Genomic DNA, 19295 nt, shown 5'->3' on the forward strand with positions numbered 1-19295 from the left:
GAATAAAGTAGCTGAATTCGGAATGGGGGTAAAAAGTGAAAATCAAACTGGTATTTCTTCTGCCAGTCCTGTTTCTGGTTTTCTCTGCGGGATTTGCTCAGGCGCAGTTAGGAGGAAGCGGGTGCAAGCCTATTAAATTCGTTAATGTCACGCCTGATAGATTTAAGTGCATGAAGGAGAGGCTTCAGGACGCTGGAATAACAGTCACGCCTGGGAATGAGGGAGAGCTTTCGGGGCAGGGTTTTACTGCAGAATTCCAGTGGGATGGAGAATCGAACCTTACAATTACGGTTACGGACAAACCTCTCATTGTCAACTGTAATAACATAGACCATGCATTAATACGGTTTGTAAAAGAGTGCGACATTACGAGGAGCTAATAAAGCTTGTAAATGGGCTGTACAAACCTTATTTTGATGCTTCAGGATTGTCTCTTTAGCCTTTTAACGTGTATTTAGTTTCTATTTTTGAGTACCAGCGCTCTCACCGGCTGTCAGGCAGCCGGCATTTCTCTAAAAACAAAATAGAAAAAGACTGAACTTTAGAAAGCAGCAATATTATCGTTTCTTCCCGTTTTTTACTTTCTCTGCCTTTATTCTCTCAAGCAAAACCTCCACCGTCTCATAATCCCTCCCTTCCCTTCTTGCAATCTCAGCCTCTGTCTCAACAAGTTGATCGGAAAATGCTTTTGCAAGAATGGACTGCCTTAGTTTTTCAGTTTTTTCTCTTGTTGTTTAGTTTTTGGATTGACAGAGAAGGCAAAGTGCATGCAAGTGCCAAAATAGTCATCAATATGATCGCAGAATCTTAGAGACGGTATCATACATTTCTTTTGCAAAATTTATAGAAAATACGGCTTCTTCGAAAGTAACAAAAGTTCCGCGTACTGGACGTTGTGACGAGAGATGCGCATCTTATCGAAGACGTTTACGAGTTTTAGTAGGAGAGGATCATCTTTATACAGATGTTTAAGTGCGATACTGAGACAGGAGTGGCTGCGTTCTGTATAGCCTTTTGAGAAAAGTAAAGCTCTAGCACTATGAAATGCACTATTATATGCAGCTAGTTGCACCATTTCATACTCGTCAATTTCCAGATTCTTTTGTGCGGAGCGCAGAAAACGTTCTGCCGCTGATATTGATACAGGTATTCTTTCCCAAGCTCGGGAATCATGCTTAATCAGTTTTTCGGCTTGGCACTCCTTCCAGTTCATAGTTCCGCACCCGTGAAAAGAATGTGTTTGGTGAGTACGCTAAGGACAAAGGGATCATCTTTTTTCTTTCGACTCTCCCATTCATAGTAAGGGATAACAGTCACTTGAAGCTCATGCCCGACATTTGTTTCAATTTCTGGAACGAGTGCATAATTAACGTCCTGCTCTGTTCCAATTACCAGAACATCAATATCACTTTTTTCATCAAAACTTCCAGATGCTATGCTCCCGTACACTGCAAGAGAAATCGCATTTGGAGCCAGTTCTTCCAGCTTTCCTTCCCACAGCTTCAGCACCATAAAAGTTTTTTTCAATTCCCTTGCTATATAGCTGGAATTGTTAAGGGTAAACATATGCGCCGTACCGATTTTTTCCATGTCCACAAGTTGTTCTCTGTAAAACAAATCTGTGAACCTCTTGACGCTGCCGGGTGAAACCTCAAGCTCACGGGAAAGCTCATTAATGTTTATGGAACTGGTAGGGTGGGAAAGAAACCATCCCAGGATTTTATTACCAACACATTTGTTAAATTCGTCTATCATTCAATATGTTGAATGATCATTCAATATATTAAACGATTATGGCATGACCATAAATCCTGGCTGGATCTTCGTTATCTTAAAATCTTAGCAGAAGAAAAATGTCAAACTAATTAATTTTGAGCTTGCGAACCGGAAAATTATAGAATTCTTGGACTCCGAGATACTCAACGGCTGCGCAGCAGGCGGCCTTTCCTGAAAAATAAAGAAGAAAAGAGATTAAATTCGAAAAGATATAACATTGTCATTTTTTCTTGCTTTTCACATTTTCTATTTTCCTCTTTTCCGCTTTTATTCTCTCAAGCAAAACCTCCGCCGTCTCATATTCCCTGCCTTCTCTTCTTGCAATCTCAGCCTCTGTCTCAACAAGTTGACCGGAAAACGCAGGTTTTTCGAGTTCGTTCGATTTTTGATTGACATTTTAACTAAATGAATTCTTATTGGACCTAAAGCTTAATGTAATCGTAATCTATAATTTTGCTAGAATCATAATAAATAAAACATTAAAAGTCATTTGGTAAAAATTTACACAAACTTGCTAATTCAAAAAGAATGTAAAATAATCAAATGAAAATATTCTGAACATAAACAAGCAATCAATAGATGGTAATTTAATGAAAAATTTAAACCACAAACAAAGAGCTCTTCTTTACACTATATATAAACTACATGAACGGGACTTATCTTCTAAGTTTATGGTAGTGAAGAGTCTTTTTTTGTTAGTGCACGTAGAACGAATTGATAAGTTAATTAAATTCTACAATTTTTTCCCTTATAACTATGGACCTTTCTCTATCGTTTGTTATAACGATATTTCCAAGCTGCAAAAAGAAAGCTATATCATAGAGAAGGATAAGCAACTTGAACTAACCGAAAATGGTAAGGCATTTCTAAAGGGAATTGACAAGAAGGTAGCTCTAAAAATAAACAGAGTTGTCGGGAAGTTTAATTCTGACAAAGAAATTAAGGCATATGTCTATCGAAAATTCCCTGCTTATACGATAAGAAGTAAGCTTCTACCCCCTCAAGAGGAGAGAAAACAGGAACCATGTCTTTTCACCATAGGATATGAAGGAAGAGACATTGACCTTTTCCTTAATATCTTAATTCAGAATTCCATAGATATTCTTATTGACGTTAGGAAGAATCCCTTCAGTATGAAGTTTAGTTTTACAAAAAATAGACTTAAAAATTATCTTGAGAACTCAGAGATTCAATATATTCACATTCCTGAGCTTGGAATAGAAGGAGAAAAAAGAAAAGCCCTTGCCACATACAAAGATTACGAAAAGCTCTTTGAAAATTACGAGAAAACCACAATAAAAAAAAACCCTGAACTTTTAGATAAAATTGTGGAGTTAAGCCGAAACCATCGTGCTGCACTAATGTGTTTTGAGGCGGACGTAAATAGGTGTCATCGTGGAGTTATTGCACGAAATATAGTCCAAAAAGAAAATGTGGAAGTTTTAAATATCTGAAACACATAAATGCCATATAATACTATTGTCATATTTTTTGGAGGCTTTTCCTGATTGAAACAGGAAACCGAGAGAATCTTAGTTCTGGTGAGGGCTACACCAGAAGAAAGTAAAAAACATGGTTATCTTGTATGTGTTGCCGGAATAAATGAGAAGGGAGAGTTCAGGAGAGTTTATCCTTTCGAATTCAGTTATGGGGAAAAGTCAATCGATTTTAAGAAGAAAGACAGGATTGAAGTTGTCCTTACAGAACCGGATAACGACCAAAGAAAAGAAAGCAGAAAGCAAATCCGCTACAAGAACCTGCATTCTCCTGTTGAGGACGAAGAGCTAAGAAATTTACTCCGGTCGAAAGTAAGTTCAATAGAAAAATTAACAGAAGAGAATGCAAGTCTTGGAGTAGTAAAGCCTGAACTTATTGATGTAAAGGTAGAAATAAATAGTACTGAAATATATGACAAGCAGCAGTACTTTAATTTGATGGGCGATTATCTGGTCGAGAAAAGAGAAAAAGTCAAAATGCCTGTCGAATTAAGATATAATTTCAGGTGCAAAAACAATCCTGCCTGCAGAGGACACCAGATTATCCTGCTTGACTGGGAATTTAACGAACTTGCAAGAAATATTATGCGGACTGACGCAAATCCTGCATCCATTGAAAAAAAGATTCGAAACAGGTTTTATGACTTCATGAAGGAAAGAGATCTTTATTTTGTAATGGGAACCCATTTCCGCTTCAAGACTTGGATGATTATTGGGATTTTCTATTTAAAGAAAAAAGACGAAAAGCAGAAGGAACTTTTTGATTTTTGAAAGTTTTTATATCATGTATATTATGAAAATCCAAATTGTAAAAAAATTATATAGTTGAAGGTCTATTTTATTAAAAAGATGGATTGATAGAAAGAACAGTTTTATCATCAAATATTGAATCGATAGGTTGTGATGAGAGTAAAAAGTATTAGAAGTTGAATTTAAATAAGAAAGTATATATCAATATAAAGGCGTTCCTACAATATTCTTCAAAATCTTCTTCGTGCAGGTTCACATGGAAAGTATTTCAATGTGTGTATAAAAGATAAGTACCCAACAGCAAAAATTAATTAGATAACTTAAGCAATAATTCGTTTATTTCACTAGGGATTTTTGTTTTATCACAATAATTACCTAATACTTCTCCAAAAATTATTTTCCTGAATTTTTTTCCACTGCCACTATTTAAAGATTGAAGTTCTGAACTGAACTTTTTGCCAGGATTAGAGCTACATTCCTCTCTTAATTTATTTATGTTTTCCAAAGTCCATCTGGATTTGCTAATATCTTTTCCACACTCGACTAAGTAATTTTTCCAAGATTCATATATAACATCATCACTAAATGAATCTTCAAATTCTTTTGTTCCTACAGTGATCTGCCTATCTGGGTGGATTTTTAGCTCATCGATTAATTTTAAAGTTTCTTCGCTTGCGTCATTGTCCTTAACGACGTAAATACTATTTTCGTCCACTAACTCTAACAAAGCTTTTGCAAAACCAGGAATATTCTTTATTCCTCTTGTATTTATTACCTTAATTAAATCACTATTTAATGAAACATCATATATTTTTTCATAAATCCTTGGCAAAAATGATTCTTCTGTTTCACCTTCTACAATAATAATTTTCTTGGCAAAATACAAGTAGATATTTTCAATTCCAAGTTTTCTTAAGATCTCATCTGAAGTTTCCGGTTCATTTTTTAGAAATTTGATCTTTGTTTCATTTGCGTTCTCTTGGACTAATAGACGTATTTGTTTTGGCTTTATAGCATTTATTAAAAAGGGTGAGTGAGTAGTTATGATAATTTGACAGCCTTTTTTACCTAATTCTTTTAAAATGTTTAATAGTTCTAACTGTGCTTTTACATGTAAGTGTGTGTCTGGCTCATCTAGTATATACAATTTTGAGTCTTTGCATGGCTCTTCACTTTCCATTTTGTATTCAAGTAATGCTAAAGAAATTCTTCTTTTGGTTCCATCCCCCTTTTTTTCAACGGAAATTTCATTTCCATTTTCTAAAAATTTAACTTTTGAATAGATATTTAAATTCTTAGGTTCAAACAGGGGTTCTATTTTAATATCAGTAAGTCGATTTAAATACTGTTTCAATTTTTCTTTTATTCCTTTTGATTCAAGGTTTTCAGAAATTGATTTGGCATAACGATCCAATTCTTCTTGAATTATTTCTTTAATTGTTTTCTCATCTTGAATTTTTGTGTCCCAAATATTAGCTTGTTTGTCTTTGAGAAAAACTTCCTTAAAAAAAAATTCCACATTTTCAAATTGTTTTCCATCGAGTTGAATTTTATTTAATCCAAAAAAACGCCCATTACTAATGGTTATTTCATCTTCAGATAATTTCGAAACTAACTGATTTTTTAAAGTTTGGATGCTACTATTTACGCGTACAGTCAATCCAAACATTTTAGCTAAATCTTTGATCTTAGATTCTTGAGCTTCAGTTAAGCTACCTGGTAAAGAATTTAGAAATTCTTTAGTTTCTTGAATGAACTTTTGACTTGGTTTTATTATAAAACTAGAGTCAGGAAATTTTTCTTTGCTGTATTTTTTTATAAATTCAAAGTCTTCCGTAACTAGTTTTACTTCTATTTCTTCACGTCCATAATTAAAGTCATCAAGTTCTAATGAATAATCTTCCGTAAAAAGATTTAAACAGCTGATGATAGAGCTTTTACCGCTGTCATTTTCTCCAACTATTAGAGTAATATCATTCTCAAATGCAATTGTTAAGTTACATAAACACCTAAAACCATCAATTTCTAGCTGTTTAATCTTCACTTTAATTACTTCCACTAGTAATTAATGCCAGTTACTTCCTAATGTATTTATAGATATTTAATTTTCTAATTATTATATTAAGAGCTGCAGTTGACAGAGTCGGAGTACAATAATGGTAAAAAACTCATCTTTCCTTCTCACCCCTCCCTATCTCTTTCTTTATCCTCCAACCAAAGGAACATTCTGGATACAGTATTACGGTACTGTTCCAACTAATTCGAAATTTACTTTTTTCAAACTCACACCTTTATATAATCCTGAACTTACCTCCCAGCATGAGCAACGGTACTATCAGAGCAAATATTAAAGAAGGGATGAACGTAGGGATTGTTTAAAAACAAGACCAGAAAACCGGAAAAATTCAGAGGGCGTTGTAAGAAGAATATTAACCAATTCTTCAACTCATCCGCAAGGAATAAAAGTCCAGTTAACTGTGCACCAATTACAAATTTTGATTAACAGATTTGCACATTGAATCTTAAAAATAACAATTAATTCAAAAAAAGAAAAGAAATAAAGCCGCAAAACGCAGCTTCACTTAATGCTCATGCACATGCTCGTGCCCGTGTATTCTGCCCTCTTCGTGAGCCTGCTCGATCTGTTCTCTTTTAAACTTGATATAAGCCTCATTGATTCCTTTAAGGCAAATTGTACAGACATTTGCTTCTTTTTTCACGATTCCTTTTGAGAAATCGGGGACCTGAAGTTCTACAGGGTAAACCCTGCCTTTTCTTCCGCACAGAGCACATTTGCTTCTCCTGCAGGAAAGTTCTTCTTTATCAATGCTTATGTAGGTTTTCTGGGCGGAATCGAGGCAGATTGCACAGAGTCCTTTCCACACACCCTCTGGATAGGCGAATTTGAGGAGGGGAGGGAAGGTTTTGACCGGGATAACGGTCGGGAGTGCACGTCCGCAAAGATCACAATCTGTCATTTCTCATACCTCCTTAGGCTAATACCTGTGCTGCATCCATTGCCCACTGCAGGAAGGGTTCGGACCAGATTCCCATTACCAGCACGCCGGCTACTGCAATCAGGAGAGCTGCCGCATATTGGAAAGGCATTCCTATCTTTTTGCCGTCGGGGGGCAGGAAATACATGTATCTTACAAGCCTTGCATAATAGAACAGCGAAAGGGCACTATTCAGGACTGCGATTACTGCAAGCCATGCCATTCCTGCTTCAATAGTCGAAGAGAAGAGCAACAGCTTTGCCATGAAACCTGCAGTCGGGGGGATACCTGCAAGGGCAAAGACGAAAACCGTCATTGAAAGAGCCGCCAGCGGCATTTTTTTCCCAAGACCTTTGAAATTGTCCAGATGATCCGGAGTAATTAGATCCCCTGTCTTCTGTGAGGTTACCATCCAGACAACGGCTGCGGTTGCAATAAATGCTCCTCCTTTCATAAAGGCATGGGCAAGGGTATAGAAGATTCCGCCTGTAAGCGCCATTGGGGTCATTACCACAAAAGCCATTGCGATATACCCTGCCTGGGCAAGGGAAGAGTAGGCAAGCATGCGTTTTACGCTTGTCTGCGATACTGCAACCACGTTTCCGAAGGTCATAGTAACGGCTGCAAGAATTGTAAATGCAAGCTGCCAGTCAACCTGAAGGGCTGGAAGAGCCAGAATAAAAACCCTGAAAGCTGCCACAAAACCCATCTTTTTCGACCCGGCTGCAAGCAGTGAGGAAACAACTGAAGGCGAGCCCTGGTAGGCATCAGGAGCCCACATGTGGAAAGGCACAAGCGCCATCTTGAAGCCAAAACCTGCAATAAGCAGCACGATGGCGACAAGCCCAATAGGATTCTGAGCCAGAAAAGCGGCGTTTTCAGCAATTGCAGGAATTCTGGTAGTGCCTGTTGCCCCGTAGACAAAAGAGATGCCAAAAAGCATAAGCGCTGAAGAGATTGCACCTATTATAAAATATTTCATGGCGCCTTCGAGCGACCTTGCATCCTGCTTCTCAAAACCTGCAAGTGCAAAAGTGGCAAGGCTTGCCAGCTCAAAGGCACAGAAGAGCAGGATCAGGTCATTTGCGGATGCCACACCCATCATCCCGAAGGTTGCGAAGAGCACAAGGCAATAGAACTCTTCGGTATGGTCGCTATTTTCGTTGTACTTTATTGAAGCAACCGAGACGATCAGTGCAACTGCCAGGAATACCAGCTTAAAGAACTGGGAAAGGGCATCGATACTGACAGTATTGTAGAACATCACAGCTTCGGTCCCTAAACTCTGCACTGTCAGGACTAGAGCTGCGAACACTCCAAGGGTTGCCAGGTAACCGAGCACATTCTTGGTTCTGGGGGACATAAAGGCCCCTATTAGCAGTATAATCAGGGCGGTTGCAACGACTGCGATTTCAGGTGCAAGTAGCATAAAATTCACCGTTTTTTACACCCCCACGGCAGCCCCAAGGCTAACTATTGCTTCCGAATTCGTAATCATCATATTAAGCACCGGACTCGGGTTCCAGCCAAAATAGATCACAAGAAGGGCAATTACTCCCATCGAAAAGACCTGTAGGGAATTAATATCGCTGATATCTCCGACTTTTGCATTGTACACTCCGAACATCGCCCTCTGCATTGCCCAGAGGTGGTAACCTGCAGTAATCACTATTGCCAGCAGGGCAAACAGGACAAAACCAGGCAGGTTGACATAGCTAAAGGTAAACACCAGGAACTCGGCAATAAAGCCGCTAAGCCCGGGCAGGCCGAGGGATGCCATAAATCCTACCATCATAAGCACGGTCAGTTTCGGCATTCTCTTTGCAAGCCCGCCAAGGTTGTTGATGATCCGTGTGCCTGTGGTGGTCTGGATTGCACCAGCGGACATGAACAGGATGCTCATTATAAGTCCGTGGGAAAACTGCTGGAACATAGCACCTGAAACTGACAGTGCAATGAAGCCGGCCGAACCCAGTACGACAAATCCCATGTGGCTCAGACTGGAGTAAGCGATCATGCGTTTGAGGTCTTTCTGCCTCAGAGCCACAAGCGCCCCGTACACTATGCTGAAAGCTCCGAGCAATCCCAGCATGTTAATTATAAGTTCAGGGCTGCCTGTATTCGGGAGCATGGGTAGCGAAATCCTGAAAAGCCCGTACCCTCCGATTTTAAGCAGGATAAAAAGTACACTACCTGCCGTAGGGGCTTCGGTATAAGCATCCGGAAGCCAGGAGTGGAAGGGGAAAACCGGCAGCTTTGCCAGGAACCCGAAGATAATCGAGAGGAAAATCGCATCTCTCAACAGGCTGGATTCAAAGAACTGGAACTGTGCAACCAGTTCTCTTATATCAAAACTGGGAGCGCCTGTCTGCTGCCAGGAGGCGTAGAAGAGCCCGAAAATCCCAAGCAGCATTATCAGGGAGGCTACATGCGTGTAAATAAAGAACTTGTACGATGCATGTACCCGCTTTTCTCCTCCCCAGATATTCACCATAAAGAAGAGGGGAATAAGGGTAAGCTCCCAGAAGATATAGAAGACCAGGAAGTCAAGGGCTACGAAGACTCCTATAACTGCAGCCTGCATGGTAAGGATCAGACCATAGAACCTGTTAGGGGCATCCCTGTCTTCCTTCCAGCTGTAAAGGATCAGGAATGGGATAACAATTGAATTCAGGAGGATGAGAGGCATGGAAATGCCGTCGATTCCTACTGAATAGTTAACCCCGAGAGAGGGAATCCATTTTATAGACTCAAAGAACTGCATGGCAGCAGTACTGCTGTCAAAGTTCAGGTAGGCATACAGGGTAAGACCAAGAGTCGCAATAGACCCTAAAAAGCCCAAGCCTGCAGCCTGTTTTTTCGTTTTTGTGAAAAAGGTCACGGCTGCGAAAATCAGCGGCACCAGAATCAACAGTGATGCAACCGGCAGCATCAGAGTACCTCCATTATTAACTTAACAAGTATAATTAGCAAACTCACACCCGCAACTAAGGCAGTTGCATAAGTCTGGACAACTCCGGTCTGAATTCTCCGGAGTTCCTCACTTATACCGACTGTAAGAATTCCGATTCCTTCCACGATGCTGTCAACTATTACATCAAGCACCTGAGTAAGAAGAGCAACTACACCGTATATTATTCCGAGTGAGAAGAACTCGGTATAGATCTCGTGCTGGTAATAGCGTTTGTAGAGCAGCCTGTAAACCGGATTCTTCATTGAAGCGAGAGGCCCGAGTTTGATTATCCTCAGATAATAGATTACAAAAGCGACTGCAAGACCTGCAACGGCTACAATCAAAGGAATCCACAGGACAAGAAGAGGCTCATGCCCTGCTGCCTCTACAAGCTCATATCCGCCGATGCCTGCAAGGCTTCCTATATCAAGATTCACGAAAGTGTTGACAAAGGTCTCCTCAAGGAAAGCCATAAACCCTGTCTGTGTCAGCCCTCCAAACACTAGGGCAAAGACTGCCAGAATGGAAAGGGGGATGGTCATAATGGCAGGGGACTCGTGTCCATGATAGTCACTTCTGGGCTTTCCAGTAAAGGTCATGAAGATCAGCCTGAAGATGTAAATCGACGTGAGGAGTGCAGCTGCAATCGAGAACAGGTAGGGAATCCAGTTGTTGCTGTGCTCTCCAAAAATATAGGCAGCTTCAATAATTGCATCCTTTGAGAAGAAGCCGCTTGTTCCTATTGAAGTCCCTGGAATTCCAAACCCTGCAAGAGCCAAGGCTGCAATTGCCATAGTGACTGCCGTAATCGGCATTACCTTTCCTACGCCTCCGAGCTCCCTCATATCCTGTGTGCCGACGGCATGGATTACGCTTCCTGCGCAGAGGAAAAGAAGCGCTTTGAAGAAAGCATGGTTGATAAGGTGGAATATGGAAATGCCGACGGCTTCAAGCCCTATTGCTGAACCCATTCCAAGACCGAGCATCATGTACCCTAGCTGGCTTATGGTTGAGTAAGCAAGCACACGTTTGAGGTCGTTCATTACAATGCCCATAGTGCCTGCAAAAAGCGCGGTAAAGCCTCCGAGATAGGCAACCACCATAAGGGATTCAGGGGCTGCAATAAACATCGGGAAGGTTCTTGCGACCAGGTAGACCCCGGCAGTAACCATTGTTGCAGCATGAATAAGGGCTGAGACGGTTGTTGGGCCTTCCATTGCATCAGGAAGCCATACATGCAGGGGAAACTGCCCGGATTTTCCTATGGCTCCTCCGAAGAAGAGCAGGGTAATGATAGTAAGGTGGCTTACCTCAAATCCGAAAATATTTGCCTGAAGCGCGGAAAGCTGAGGGATATAGCTAAAGATTTCATCGAATCGGAGCAGGTATGTTCCGTCCTGGAAACCTCCTGCAAGTTTCAGAAGATCGGAAGTCAGTAAGATTATTCCAGTAAGGAACATCACATCCCCGACCCTTGTTGTCAGGAAAGCTTTCTTGGCAGCGGCTGCAGCTGAGGGCTTTTCGTACCAGAATCCAATAAGGAGATAGGAACATAACCCTACAAGTTCCCAGGAGACAAAGAATTGAAGAATATTGTCCGAAAGCACAAGGGAAAGCATTGCCGCAGTAAAGAGCGCAGTTTCTGCAAAGTATCTGGGTTTTCCCGGGTCATGGGACATATAGCTGACTGCATAGATATGGATAAGCAGGCTCACAAAGGAGACCATTGACAGCATTACTGCAGCCAGAGGGTCAATTAATATTCCAATATTGAGCACTGCAAACCAGGAATAGGACTGGCTTACAACCTCTTCCGGGTTTGCCAGTAGCCTGAGCGTAATCACTAAAGAGATTATGAAGGAGGCAGCAATTGCCAGGATAGGAACGACTGCACCGCCTGACGGCATTTTTTTGCCGAAGAAGAAGGTGATTACAAAAGCCAGTGCAGGAAGCAGGGGGATTAAAAATGCATACTCTTCCAGAGCCGTTTTTACCACCTCAGGATGTTGAGCTCATCAAGGTTGATATTGTCGTGCATTCTGTAGATTGCCATGAAGATTGCAAACCCGACTGCTGCCTCGGCAGCTGCAAGGGCAATTGAGAACAAAGCAAAGACCTGACCGTCAAGCGTATTTGTATAACTTGAGAAAGCTACAAGGTTCAGGTTTGCGGAGTTAAGCATGAGTTCAATGCACATTATCATCCTAATGCCGTTTTTATGTGTCATTACCCCATAGAGCCCGATTGAGAAAAGCAGGGCTGCAAGCCCGAGGTAAAAACTTAAAGGAATCATCAGTTTCCCTCCCCTTTTGCCATGTAGATCGCTCCTATAAGGGATGCGAGCAGGACAATTGAAAGAACCTCAAAAGGCGCTACATACTGAGTAAAGGTCAGCACCCCTATACCTTCTATATTACTCTGGTCTTCAGGATTTGCCGGCAGTTCGGAAACTGTATTCCAGGAGGTTCCAAAGGCTCCGACTATCACGACAGCTGTAAAGAGCAGGGCTACAAGAAAGGCTAGAAGCTGATTAGTCCGCACCTGGTTCGCCCCCTATCTCACGTTTTGTAAGCATAACTGCAAAGAGGATCAGTACTCCGATAGCCCCTATATAAATCAGTACCTGGATAACTCCGAGAAACTGGGCGTTTAAGAGGATATAGAGAGCAGCTATTCCGAACATACACAAAATAAGAGCAAGTCCAGCCCGGACAACATCTTTTGCAATTACTACGAAGATTGCAAAGAATACTGTGATAACTGCAAGAAGCCCGAAAACAGCCATTTGCAGAGCTGCTCCAATTGTTTCGAGTTCTATAGTCTCAAGTCCCATTGCTTCGAGCCAGATCATCTCTCGTCACCTTTCTCAAGATCGACTTCTCTGGCGAGTTTCTCAGGGGTCATAAGCAAGTCTTTATGTCTCCATTTAATGAGCCCTTTAGCGTATTCCTTACCACTTGAAAGCGCGCCTTTTGGGCACTGGTCTATACAAAGCCCGCAGAAAAGGCAGTGTCCTATGTCAATCTGGGGGAACCAACGTTGTTTCTCACTGCCTGGTGCAATAGGAGCTTTTACGATCTGGATTGCGGCGTTAGGGCAGGTATTGGCGCAGATGCCGCAGCCTATGCATTTACTTTTATCAAGTATCTGAAGCCCCCTGAACCGGTCGGAAAGTTCTGTAGGTTTTTCCGGATACATTCTGGTAACGGGAGGCCTTGTGATAGTTCTAACCGCGTATTTAATGTTTTTAAGAACCATGATTTCATCACGCTCCCAGGTAGAGTCCGAGCGCCACAGCCCAGACAAGGTTTAAAAGGGCAAGAGGAAGCAGTTTCTTCCAGCTCAGGTCAACAACCTGATCTATCCTGAATCTCGGAACAGCCCATCTGAGACCTATAATTACCATAAGTACAAAGACAGTTTTCACAAGCAGGAATCCTGTTGGGGCTATAAGACCAAGCACAGGGTTGTTTGCAACAAAGGAAGGTACGTTCCAGCCGCCAAGGAAGAGCAGGGCTACAAGGAAAGAACCGAGGATCATGTGGATATATTCGGCAAAGAAACCGAGCCCAAACCGCATTCCACAGTACTCCGTAATCCAGCCTGCTATGAGTTCTTCTTCGGACTCATTCTGGTCAAAGGGAAGCCTTCCCATATCAGCCATAAGTGATACAAAGAACACGAAGAATCCGATTGGTTGGAGGAAGATATTCCATAGAAGCCCCTGTGCTCTTGATATTTCCACAATACTCAGGGAGCCTGTCATGACAGCTACACTTACCACGCTTAATCCGAGAGGCACTTCATATCCTACCATCCGGGCGAAGTTTCGGAAAGCTCCGAGCAGGGAATATTTATTGTTCGAGCCGTAAGCCACCATGAAAATCCCGAAGATCGAGATTGCGGACATTGCTTCAATATAAAGCACACTTATGTCCATCTGAGTGACCGCAAGCGGGTATTCTACCCCATTAATAAAGACCGCGCCCACAGGGATAGCTACCAGCATAAGAAGAACTGAACTGATCATAAAGATGTTAGCATTATTGAAAAGTAAGCTGTCAGCATTCAGTGGTCTTAAGTCTTCTTTTGTAAAGAGCTTGATCGCGTCGGCTACGAGCTGTAAAAGCCCATATTTTCCTACACGGCAAGGTCCCATCCTGGACTGGATATCGGCAGAAAGCTTTCTTTCGAGCCACACAGCTCCCATAGCTGCTATGAAGATAAATCCAACCAGAAGAAGGCCAACAGTTCCGCGAATCCAGGGGAGTAAAGGAATTATAAATTCAGGAATTTCTATTGGCATTATAATCACCTGTCCGCTTCACTGGTACAGCCGTCCATACTGCCCGCAATTGCTGCTACGTCTGCAACAGTCGTGCCTTTGATAAGCGGAGGCAGAGCTTGCAGGGTTGGGTAGTGAGGACCTCGGATCTTTACCCTGTATGGCTTGTCCGTGCCATCGGAGATCATATACATTCCCATTTCCCCCCTCGGGTCTTCCACTCTGTGGAATACCTCACCTGGCGGAACTCTCATTACCGGGGTTCTCCTGCTGTACAGGGCATCTTCCGGAAAAATTGGCCCGCCTGGAAGCTGGTCGAGACACTGTTCTATTATGTAGATGCTTTCCCTCATCTCATTGAGCCTGACCTGTACTCTTGCAAAACAATCTCCTGCGGTTTCCGTGCAGACATTGAAGTCCAGATCTTTATAAACCAGATATGGCTCATTTTTCCGAATGTCAAAAGGCACACCGGTTGCACGCAGAGGAGGCCCTGAAACCCCAAGTTCCTTTGCAATATCTGCAGTCAGGACCCCGACTCCAACGGTCCTTTCCCTGTAGATCCTGTCAGTGTGGAACATTTCCTCAAAGTCATCGATGGCTTTTTTCAGATTGTTAAGGGCAGGAATCGCCTTTTCTTTAAAGCCGTCCGGAAGGTCTTCACGCACCCCTCCAAATCTCAGGTAGCTGTGGGTAATCCTGGCTCCTGTGACCATATCGATAAGGCTAAGAACCTCTTCCCTTTCCCTGATCGTATACATGAACATGGACACGAAGCCAATGAATTCTCCAAATTCACCCATACCCAGCAGGTGGCTCTGAATCCTTGTGAGTTCCTCAAGAATGACTCTGATATACTGAGCCCGCTCAGGCGGCTCGATGTCTAACAGTTTCTCGGTACAGCCTACAAAACATTCTTCGTTCATAAGGGCTGCAAGGTAGCATATCCTGTCCACGATTGTAATTCCCTGGAGGTAGGTCTTATTCTCCAGGATTTTTTCAATACCTTTGTGAATGAATCCCAGTTCTACCTCGGCATCTACGACTGTTTCTCCTCTTAATCTCAGGTTCAACCTGAAGGGTCCGGGCTGCATAGGATGCTGAGGGCCCAGGTGTATAATCATCTCATTCGGTCCAAGCTTTTCTTCCATTTTCCACCCCCTCATACCAGATTTCTTGCTGTTTTATTAGGGAAACCCTTGTAATCTTTCCTTAGAGGCCATTCTCCAAGCATATCTTCGGGAAGTACAAGTGGCTTCAGATTAGGGTGGTTTTTGAACAGGATTCCAAAAAGTTCGTATGTTTCTCTCTCATACCAGTTTGCATTCCAGTATACCGATACAATGGATTCGATTTCCGGATTATCTCTCGGAAGTCTAGCTTTGAGCGTAAGAACTACAGGATGGTTATATGATGCAATATGGTAGACTACTTCAAGCTCATTCCTTTTTATGTAGTCCACCCCGCAGACTGAACAGAGATGGTCGAATTGAAGGGAATCCTTCAGGTACTGGCAGACTTCTTTTGCTTTCTCCTTATCGACGTAAGCCCTGGCACGGATTTCGGATTCGGCGGCTGCTTCGAAAATTGCCTCAGGAAACGCATCTGTTAGTGACTTAAGAATTTCTGTAACATCCATAATTTCCCCTCAAATGAATCGGAAAATCAAAAAGAGCCTCAGCAGTCTTAGTATTCCGTGCCTCGGTCTTTTTTGGCTTTAATTTTTTCTTGAAGCTCCACAAATCCCTGAATCAGTGCTTCGGGCCTTGGAGGGCATCCAGGAATGTAAACATCAATCGGGAAGATTTCATCAATATTCTGCACAGTGCTGTAGGATTCGTAGAAAGGCCCGCCGCTGATGGAACAATCCCCCATACAGATTACCCATTTCGGAGAAGGCATCTGTTCCCAGAGCCTCCTTAAAGCAGGCAGGTATTTCTTTGTCACATAACCACTGATTATCATGACATCAGCCTGCCTCGGGGAGTTCCTCGGAATTATCCCAAAACGATCAGTGTCATAATGTGCACAGCCTGTAGCGATCATCTCAACCCCGCAGCAGCCCATAGGCTGAGTCATAAACCAGAGCGAGTTTTTTCTCCCCCAGTTGATAATGTCCTGAACCTTGGATTTCTTAAGTAGATTGTGAATAGCACTGGTTGTTGTCGTGATGACTCCAGGAATTTCTTCAGACTTTTCATCGGTTTTATTCGTTTTTTTCTCCTTCACTTCACCCATGTGAGAGCCCCCTTCTTCCAGAGATAAATGTATCCAAAGAGCAGTACAAAAACAAAAAGAAACATCTCAATTACTGCGATAGAGGTAATCCCGTGTCCCTTATAGACTGTAACCCACGGATAAAGGAAAAGCACTTCCACATCAAAGATCACAAAAGCGATCGCATAAAGATAATACTCAACATTGAACTGGATCCTTGCAGTTCCTGTGGGAACTGAACCCGATTCGTATGTCGTATACTTGCCTGCTGCCTTGCTCCTCGGACTCAGATGCTTTACCATAAACATTGTCATTGGTGGCATAACAAGTGCCACAAAAAGAAATATGGCGACTGGTATGTAACTATCAATTATTCCAGACATTAATATCACCTATTGGAATGCAGCAACCTGAATTGCAGCGTTACATGACATCGACTGCGGGGTTTGGACATAAACTGCGTCCGAACACCCGAGTTTTAAGCAAATCGCGTTCAGTCCACAACACAGGCCTTTCTGGAAACGCCTGAATCCACCAATCCTTAATTTCAGTAAAAGGATTACTGCATTCAGACATTTGCTTTCGGGCTCTGAAAAATTTGATTCATTTGCCCGGAGTTGTATAATAAATTGTTGAAAGTGCAGATATTTCCTGTTTCAGATAGTATTAATTCAGTTGCGTGAAATTAGTATAATTAATAACCATTACAGTACACTATAGCTAATTCTGCAATTGTATTAGGGGATATTTATAATTATTTGCTAGATAATTTGTATTTATATAAATATTGAATTTAATTAATTAAAGATGTTCTTTTAGAATATGAGCATGTTTAAAAAATAGAATAAAAGCACTTGCCCGTCTATGACATTATATAACCCTTAATTATGTTGTTGCCTATTAAATGTCATAACTCTAATAATATAATTTATTACATATATAAGTAATCCTATAACTTAGGATTACTTATATATACAAATTAATTATTTCAAATGAATAAAAGAATCACATAAATATTATGAACAATTGTGATAAATCTATGAACAATCGTAATAAATCTAAAGGTTAAAAATTTAATAATGAGCATTGAAATATAAAATAACAAGCTTAAAAATATTTTTAAGTTGTCTGCGAAAGGCTGGGGCGAAAGATTTCATTTCTACTTCAACCTGTACTGCTGCATTTATGATATATTCCGAACCTTACATTATAAAAATATTCAATAGAAAATAAATCACATCACTGATAATAATTTATGTTGCCGCATTCATGGCAAAGGTAAAATTCACGCCGAGATATAAGCCTGAGAACACACTGTACCAATACATTATAATAAGTCTTTTATGATAGGAAAGCTGGTGGAATCGCATGAAGATCAACGATAATTGTGTAGGATGCGGCCAGTGTGCTTCTTTTTGTATGAAAGAAGCAATAGAGGTAAAAGGGAAGGCACGAACTACCAATGCCTGTATAGACTGTGGGATCTGTGCTGTTTACTGCCCCGTTAAGGCTATAGAGGTGCCGGCGTGAAAGCAATTGTAATTGGTGCAGGGCTTGGAGGGCTCTTAAGTGCAGCCAGGCTCTCAAAGGCAGGGTATCAGGTTGAGGTTTATGAGAGACTTCCTATCACAGGAGGAAGGTTTACAAACCTGAGTTATAAAGGATTTCAACTTTCGAGTGGAGCTCTCCACATCCTGCCTCACGGACCTACAGGCCCTCTGGCTCAGTTTCTCCGTGAAGTCGGAGCTGATGTTGAGATCGTGCGGTCAGACACGACAACAGTGCGAGTTCCCCTGAAGAAGGACAGCCCTGATTACAGTGAAGGTTTCAGGGATATTCCTTTTTCCGATTTTCCCACACTTCTCTCGCATAAAGACCGCCTGAAGATTGCCCTTCTTACAGTGAGTACGCGCAAGAACCGACCCACAGGAAGCACTCTCCAGGCCTGGCTCAGGAGCCAGATTAAGGACGAATGGCTTGTGAAATTTGCAGATTCTTTCTGCGGCTGGGCGCTGAGTCTCAGAAGTGATGAAGTGCCTGTAGAAGAAGTCTTCGAGATAATTGAAAACATGTACAGGTTCGGCGGACCTGGTGTTCCTGTAGGCGGATGCAAAGGAATAATCGACGCCCTTGAGAATGTAATTGCCGCACACGGCGGAAAGATCCATACCAGAGCCGAGGTTTCAAAAATCCTTCTGGAGAATGGTAAAGCTGCAGGTGTGCTTGTTGGCGAGGAAGCTCATAAAGCCGACCTGATAATCAGCAATCTCGGGCATGTTGCAACAGCCTGCCTTTGCGGGGAGGCACTTTCAGGAGATAAAAACTCAGAATACCTGAAACAGCTTGAGACCCTGAGACCCTCTGCCGGCATAAAGATCTGTCTTGCTGCAGATGAGCCGCTTGTAGGGCATTCCGGCGTCCTTCTCACCCCATATGCGAGAAGAATAAATGGGATAAATGAGGTTACCCAGGTTGATCCGAGACTTGCTCCACCAGGCAAGCACCTTGTGATGTCTCATCAGTACGTAGCCCCTGAGAATATAAAAAATCTCGAGGCTGAAATCGAATTAGGACTTCAGGATCTTAAGGAAATCTTCCCTGATAAGAGATACGAAGTTCTGCTTATCCAGTCATACCATGACAGCTGGCCGGTAAACAGGGCAGCGTCAGGTACTGATCCTGGTAATGAAACCCCGATTCCAGGGCTCTATGTCGTGGGGGATGGAGCCAAAGGAAGGGGGGGTATAGAAGTCGAAGGCGTGGCTCTCGGCGTGGCTGCAACCATGAAAAAAATTCTTGGTTAAACAAATTCAGCAGGTGTT

General features: G+C 42.1%; 21 protein-coding genes and 1 pseudogene. 6 read left to right on the forward strand and 16 right to left on the reverse strand.

The features are described 5' to 3' along the window. Nucleotides 1-35 precede the first annotated feature (35 nt). On the forward strand, nucleotides 36-380 hold the full coding sequence (locus MSTHT_RS14875) for a hypothetical protein (protein WP_231588131.1): 345 nt from the start codon (nucleotides 36-38) through the stop codon (nucleotides 378-380). A 461-nt stretch (nucleotides 381-841) separates the two neighbouring features. On the opposite strand, the gene MSTHT_RS01100 is transcribed toward MSTHT_RS14875, so the two are convergent. Beyond that, a complete protein-coding gene (locus tag MSTHT_RS01100) occupies nucleotides 842-1213 on the reverse strand; it encodes a HEPN domain-containing protein (protein ID WP_197071754.1) in 372 nt (123 codons plus the stop codon). After that, nucleotides 1210-1755 (reverse strand): nucleotidyltransferase domain-containing protein, encoded by a 546-nt coding sequence (locus MSTHT_RS01105; protein WP_048166204.1) that lies wholly within the window; start codon nucleotides 1753-1755, stop codon nucleotides 1210-1212. The genes MSTHT_RS01100 and MSTHT_RS01105 overlap by 4 nt, the downstream gene beginning before the upstream one ends. Before the next feature lie 719 nt (nucleotides 1756-2474). On the opposite strand from MSTHT_RS01105, the gene MSTHT_RS01110 reads away from it, so the two are divergent. Then, complete coding sequence (locus tag MSTHT_RS01110; protein WP_231588229.1) at nucleotides 2475-3230, forward strand: DUF488 domain-containing protein; 756 nt, start codon at nucleotides 2475-2477, stop codon at nucleotides 3228-3230. 54 nt (nucleotides 3231-3284) lie between these two features. Then, nucleotides 3285-4043: a hypothetical protein gene (locus MSTHT_RS01115; RefSeq protein ID WP_048166206.1), complete on the forward strand. Its 759-nt coding sequence runs from the start codon at nucleotides 3285-3287 to the stop codon at nucleotides 4041-4043. 286 nt (nucleotides 4044-4329) lie between these two features. Here the strand turns inward: MSTHT_RS01115 and MSTHT_RS01120 are convergent, their stop codons facing one another. Beyond that, the gene (locus MSTHT_RS01120) at nucleotides 4330-6066 is read right to left on the reverse strand and encodes an ATP-dependent nuclease (protein ID WP_167829501.1); all 1737 of its coding nucleotides are present in this window, start codon (nucleotides 6064-6066) and stop codon (nucleotides 4330-4332) included. A gap of 379 nt (nucleotides 6067-6445) precedes the next feature. On the opposite strand from MSTHT_RS01120, the pseudogene MSTHT_RS14880 reads away from it, so the two are divergent. Continuing rightward, nucleotides 6446-6541 (forward strand): annotated as a pseudogene (locus MSTHT_RS14880) (DUF2196 domain-containing protein); the annotation flags it as partial. Nucleotides 6542-6604: 63 nt separating this feature from the next. Here the strand turns inward: MSTHT_RS14880 and MSTHT_RS01130 are convergent. Genes MSTHT_RS01130 through fpoA form a run of 13 tightly spaced genes read right to left on the reverse strand, consistent with a single transcriptional unit; the run spans nucleotide 6605 to nucleotide 16856 of the window. Continuing rightward, entirely contained in the window at nucleotides 6605-7000 is a 396-nt protein-coding gene (locus MSTHT_RS01130; protein ID WP_048166209.1) for a F420H2 dehydrogenase subunit FpoO, read from the reverse strand. 13 nt (nucleotides 7001-7013) lie between these two features. Then, nucleotides 7014-8447, reverse strand: a complete 1434-nt coding sequence (gene fpoN, locus MSTHT_RS01135) for a F(420)H(2) dehydrogenase subunit N (protein WP_048166210.1) — start codon at nucleotides 8445-8447, stop codon at nucleotides 7014-7016. Between the two features lie 15 nt (nucleotides 8448-8462). Continuing rightward, complete coding sequence (gene fpoM, locus MSTHT_RS01140) at nucleotides 8463-9950, reverse strand: F(420)H(2) dehydrogenase subunit M (RefSeq protein WP_048166211.1); 1488 nt, start codon at nucleotides 9948-9950, stop codon at nucleotides 8463-8465. Next, entirely contained in the window at nucleotides 9950-11968 is a 2019-nt protein-coding gene (fpoL, locus tag MSTHT_RS01145) for a F420H2 dehydrogenase subunit FpoL (protein WP_048166212.1), read from the reverse strand. The genes fpoM and fpoL overlap by 1 nt, the downstream gene beginning before the upstream one ends. After that, nucleotides 11962-12264 carry a F420H2 dehydrogenase subunit FpoK gene (gene fpoK / locus MSTHT_RS01150; protein ID WP_048166213.1) on the reverse strand — a complete coding sequence of 101 codons (303 nt, stop codon included), beginning with the start codon at nucleotides 12262-12264 and terminating at the stop codon, nucleotides 11962-11964. The genes fpoL and fpoK overlap by 7 nt, the downstream gene beginning before the upstream one ends. Continuing rightward, nucleotides 12264-12512, reverse strand: coding sequence for a F420H2 dehydrogenase subunit FpoJ (fpoJ, locus tag MSTHT_RS15290; protein ID WP_048166214.1), 249 nt, complete (start codon nucleotides 12510-12512; stop codon nucleotides 12264-12266). The genes fpoK and fpoJ overlap by 1 nt, the downstream gene beginning before the upstream one ends. Next, nucleotides 12502-12822, reverse strand: a complete 321-nt coding sequence (locus tag MSTHT_RS15295; RefSeq protein ID WP_259274549.1) for an NADH-quinone oxidoreductase subunit J — start codon at nucleotides 12820-12822, stop codon at nucleotides 12502-12504. Before MSTHT_RS15295 ends, fpoJ begins: the two co-directional genes overlap by 11 nt. After that, nucleotides 12819-13229: a F420H2 dehydrogenase subunit FpoI gene (fpoI, locus tag MSTHT_RS01165; RefSeq protein ID WP_048166215.1), complete on the reverse strand. Its 411-nt coding sequence runs from the start codon at nucleotides 13227-13229 to the stop codon at nucleotides 12819-12821. Before fpoI ends, MSTHT_RS15295 begins: the two co-directional genes overlap by 4 nt. Nucleotides 13230-13236: 7 nt before the next feature. Beyond that, nucleotides 13237-14277, reverse strand: coding sequence for a F420H2 dehydrogenase subunit FpoH (gene fpoH / locus MSTHT_RS01170; protein WP_048166216.1), 1041 nt, complete (start codon nucleotides 14275-14277; stop codon nucleotides 13237-13239). Between the two features lie 5 nt (nucleotides 14278-14282). Then, a complete protein-coding gene (fpoD, locus tag MSTHT_RS01175; RefSeq protein ID WP_048168279.1) occupies nucleotides 14283-15407 on the reverse strand; it encodes a F420H2 dehydrogenase subunit FpoD in 1125 nt (374 codons plus the stop codon). Nucleotides 15408-15418: 11 nt separating this feature from the next. Beyond that, a complete protein-coding gene (gene fpoC, locus MSTHT_RS01180; protein WP_048166217.1) occupies nucleotides 15419-15895 on the reverse strand; it encodes a F420H2 dehydrogenase subunit FpoC in 477 nt (158 codons plus the stop codon). 47 nt (nucleotides 15896-15942) lie between these two features. After that, a complete protein-coding gene (gene fpoB / locus MSTHT_RS01185; protein ID WP_048166218.1) occupies nucleotides 15943-16494 on the reverse strand; it encodes a F(420)H(2) dehydrogenase subunit B in 552 nt (183 codons plus the stop codon). Further along, on the reverse strand, nucleotides 16482-16856 hold the full coding sequence (gene fpoA, locus MSTHT_RS01190; RefSeq protein WP_048166219.1) for a F420H2 dehydrogenase subunit FpoA: 375 nt from the start codon (nucleotides 16854-16856) through the stop codon (nucleotides 16482-16484). Before fpoA ends, fpoB begins: the two co-directional genes overlap by 13 nt. A 985-nt stretch (nucleotides 16857-17841) precedes the next feature. On the opposite strand from fpoA, the gene MSTHT_RS01195 reads away from it, so the two are divergent. Both MSTHT_RS01195 and MSTHT_RS01200 read left to right on the forward strand, forming a co-directional pair. Beyond that, the gene (locus MSTHT_RS01195; RefSeq protein ID WP_048166220.1) at nucleotides 17842-18003 is read left to right on the forward strand and encodes a 4Fe-4S binding protein; all 162 of its coding nucleotides are present in this window, start codon (nucleotides 17842-17844) and stop codon (nucleotides 18001-18003) included. Next, nucleotides 18000-19277: a phytoene desaturase family protein gene (locus MSTHT_RS01200; protein ID WP_048166221.1), complete on the forward strand. Its 1278-nt coding sequence runs from the start codon at nucleotides 18000-18002 to the stop codon at nucleotides 19275-19277. The genes MSTHT_RS01195 and MSTHT_RS01200 overlap by 4 nt, the downstream gene beginning before the upstream one ends. The last annotated feature ends 18 nt before the right edge of the window (nucleotides 19278-19295 follow it).

Source organism: Methanosarcina thermophila TM-1 (genome assembly GCF_000969885.1).
GTDB lineage: Archaea > Halobacteriota > Methanosarcinia > Methanosarcinales > Methanosarcinaceae > Methanosarcina > Methanosarcina thermophila.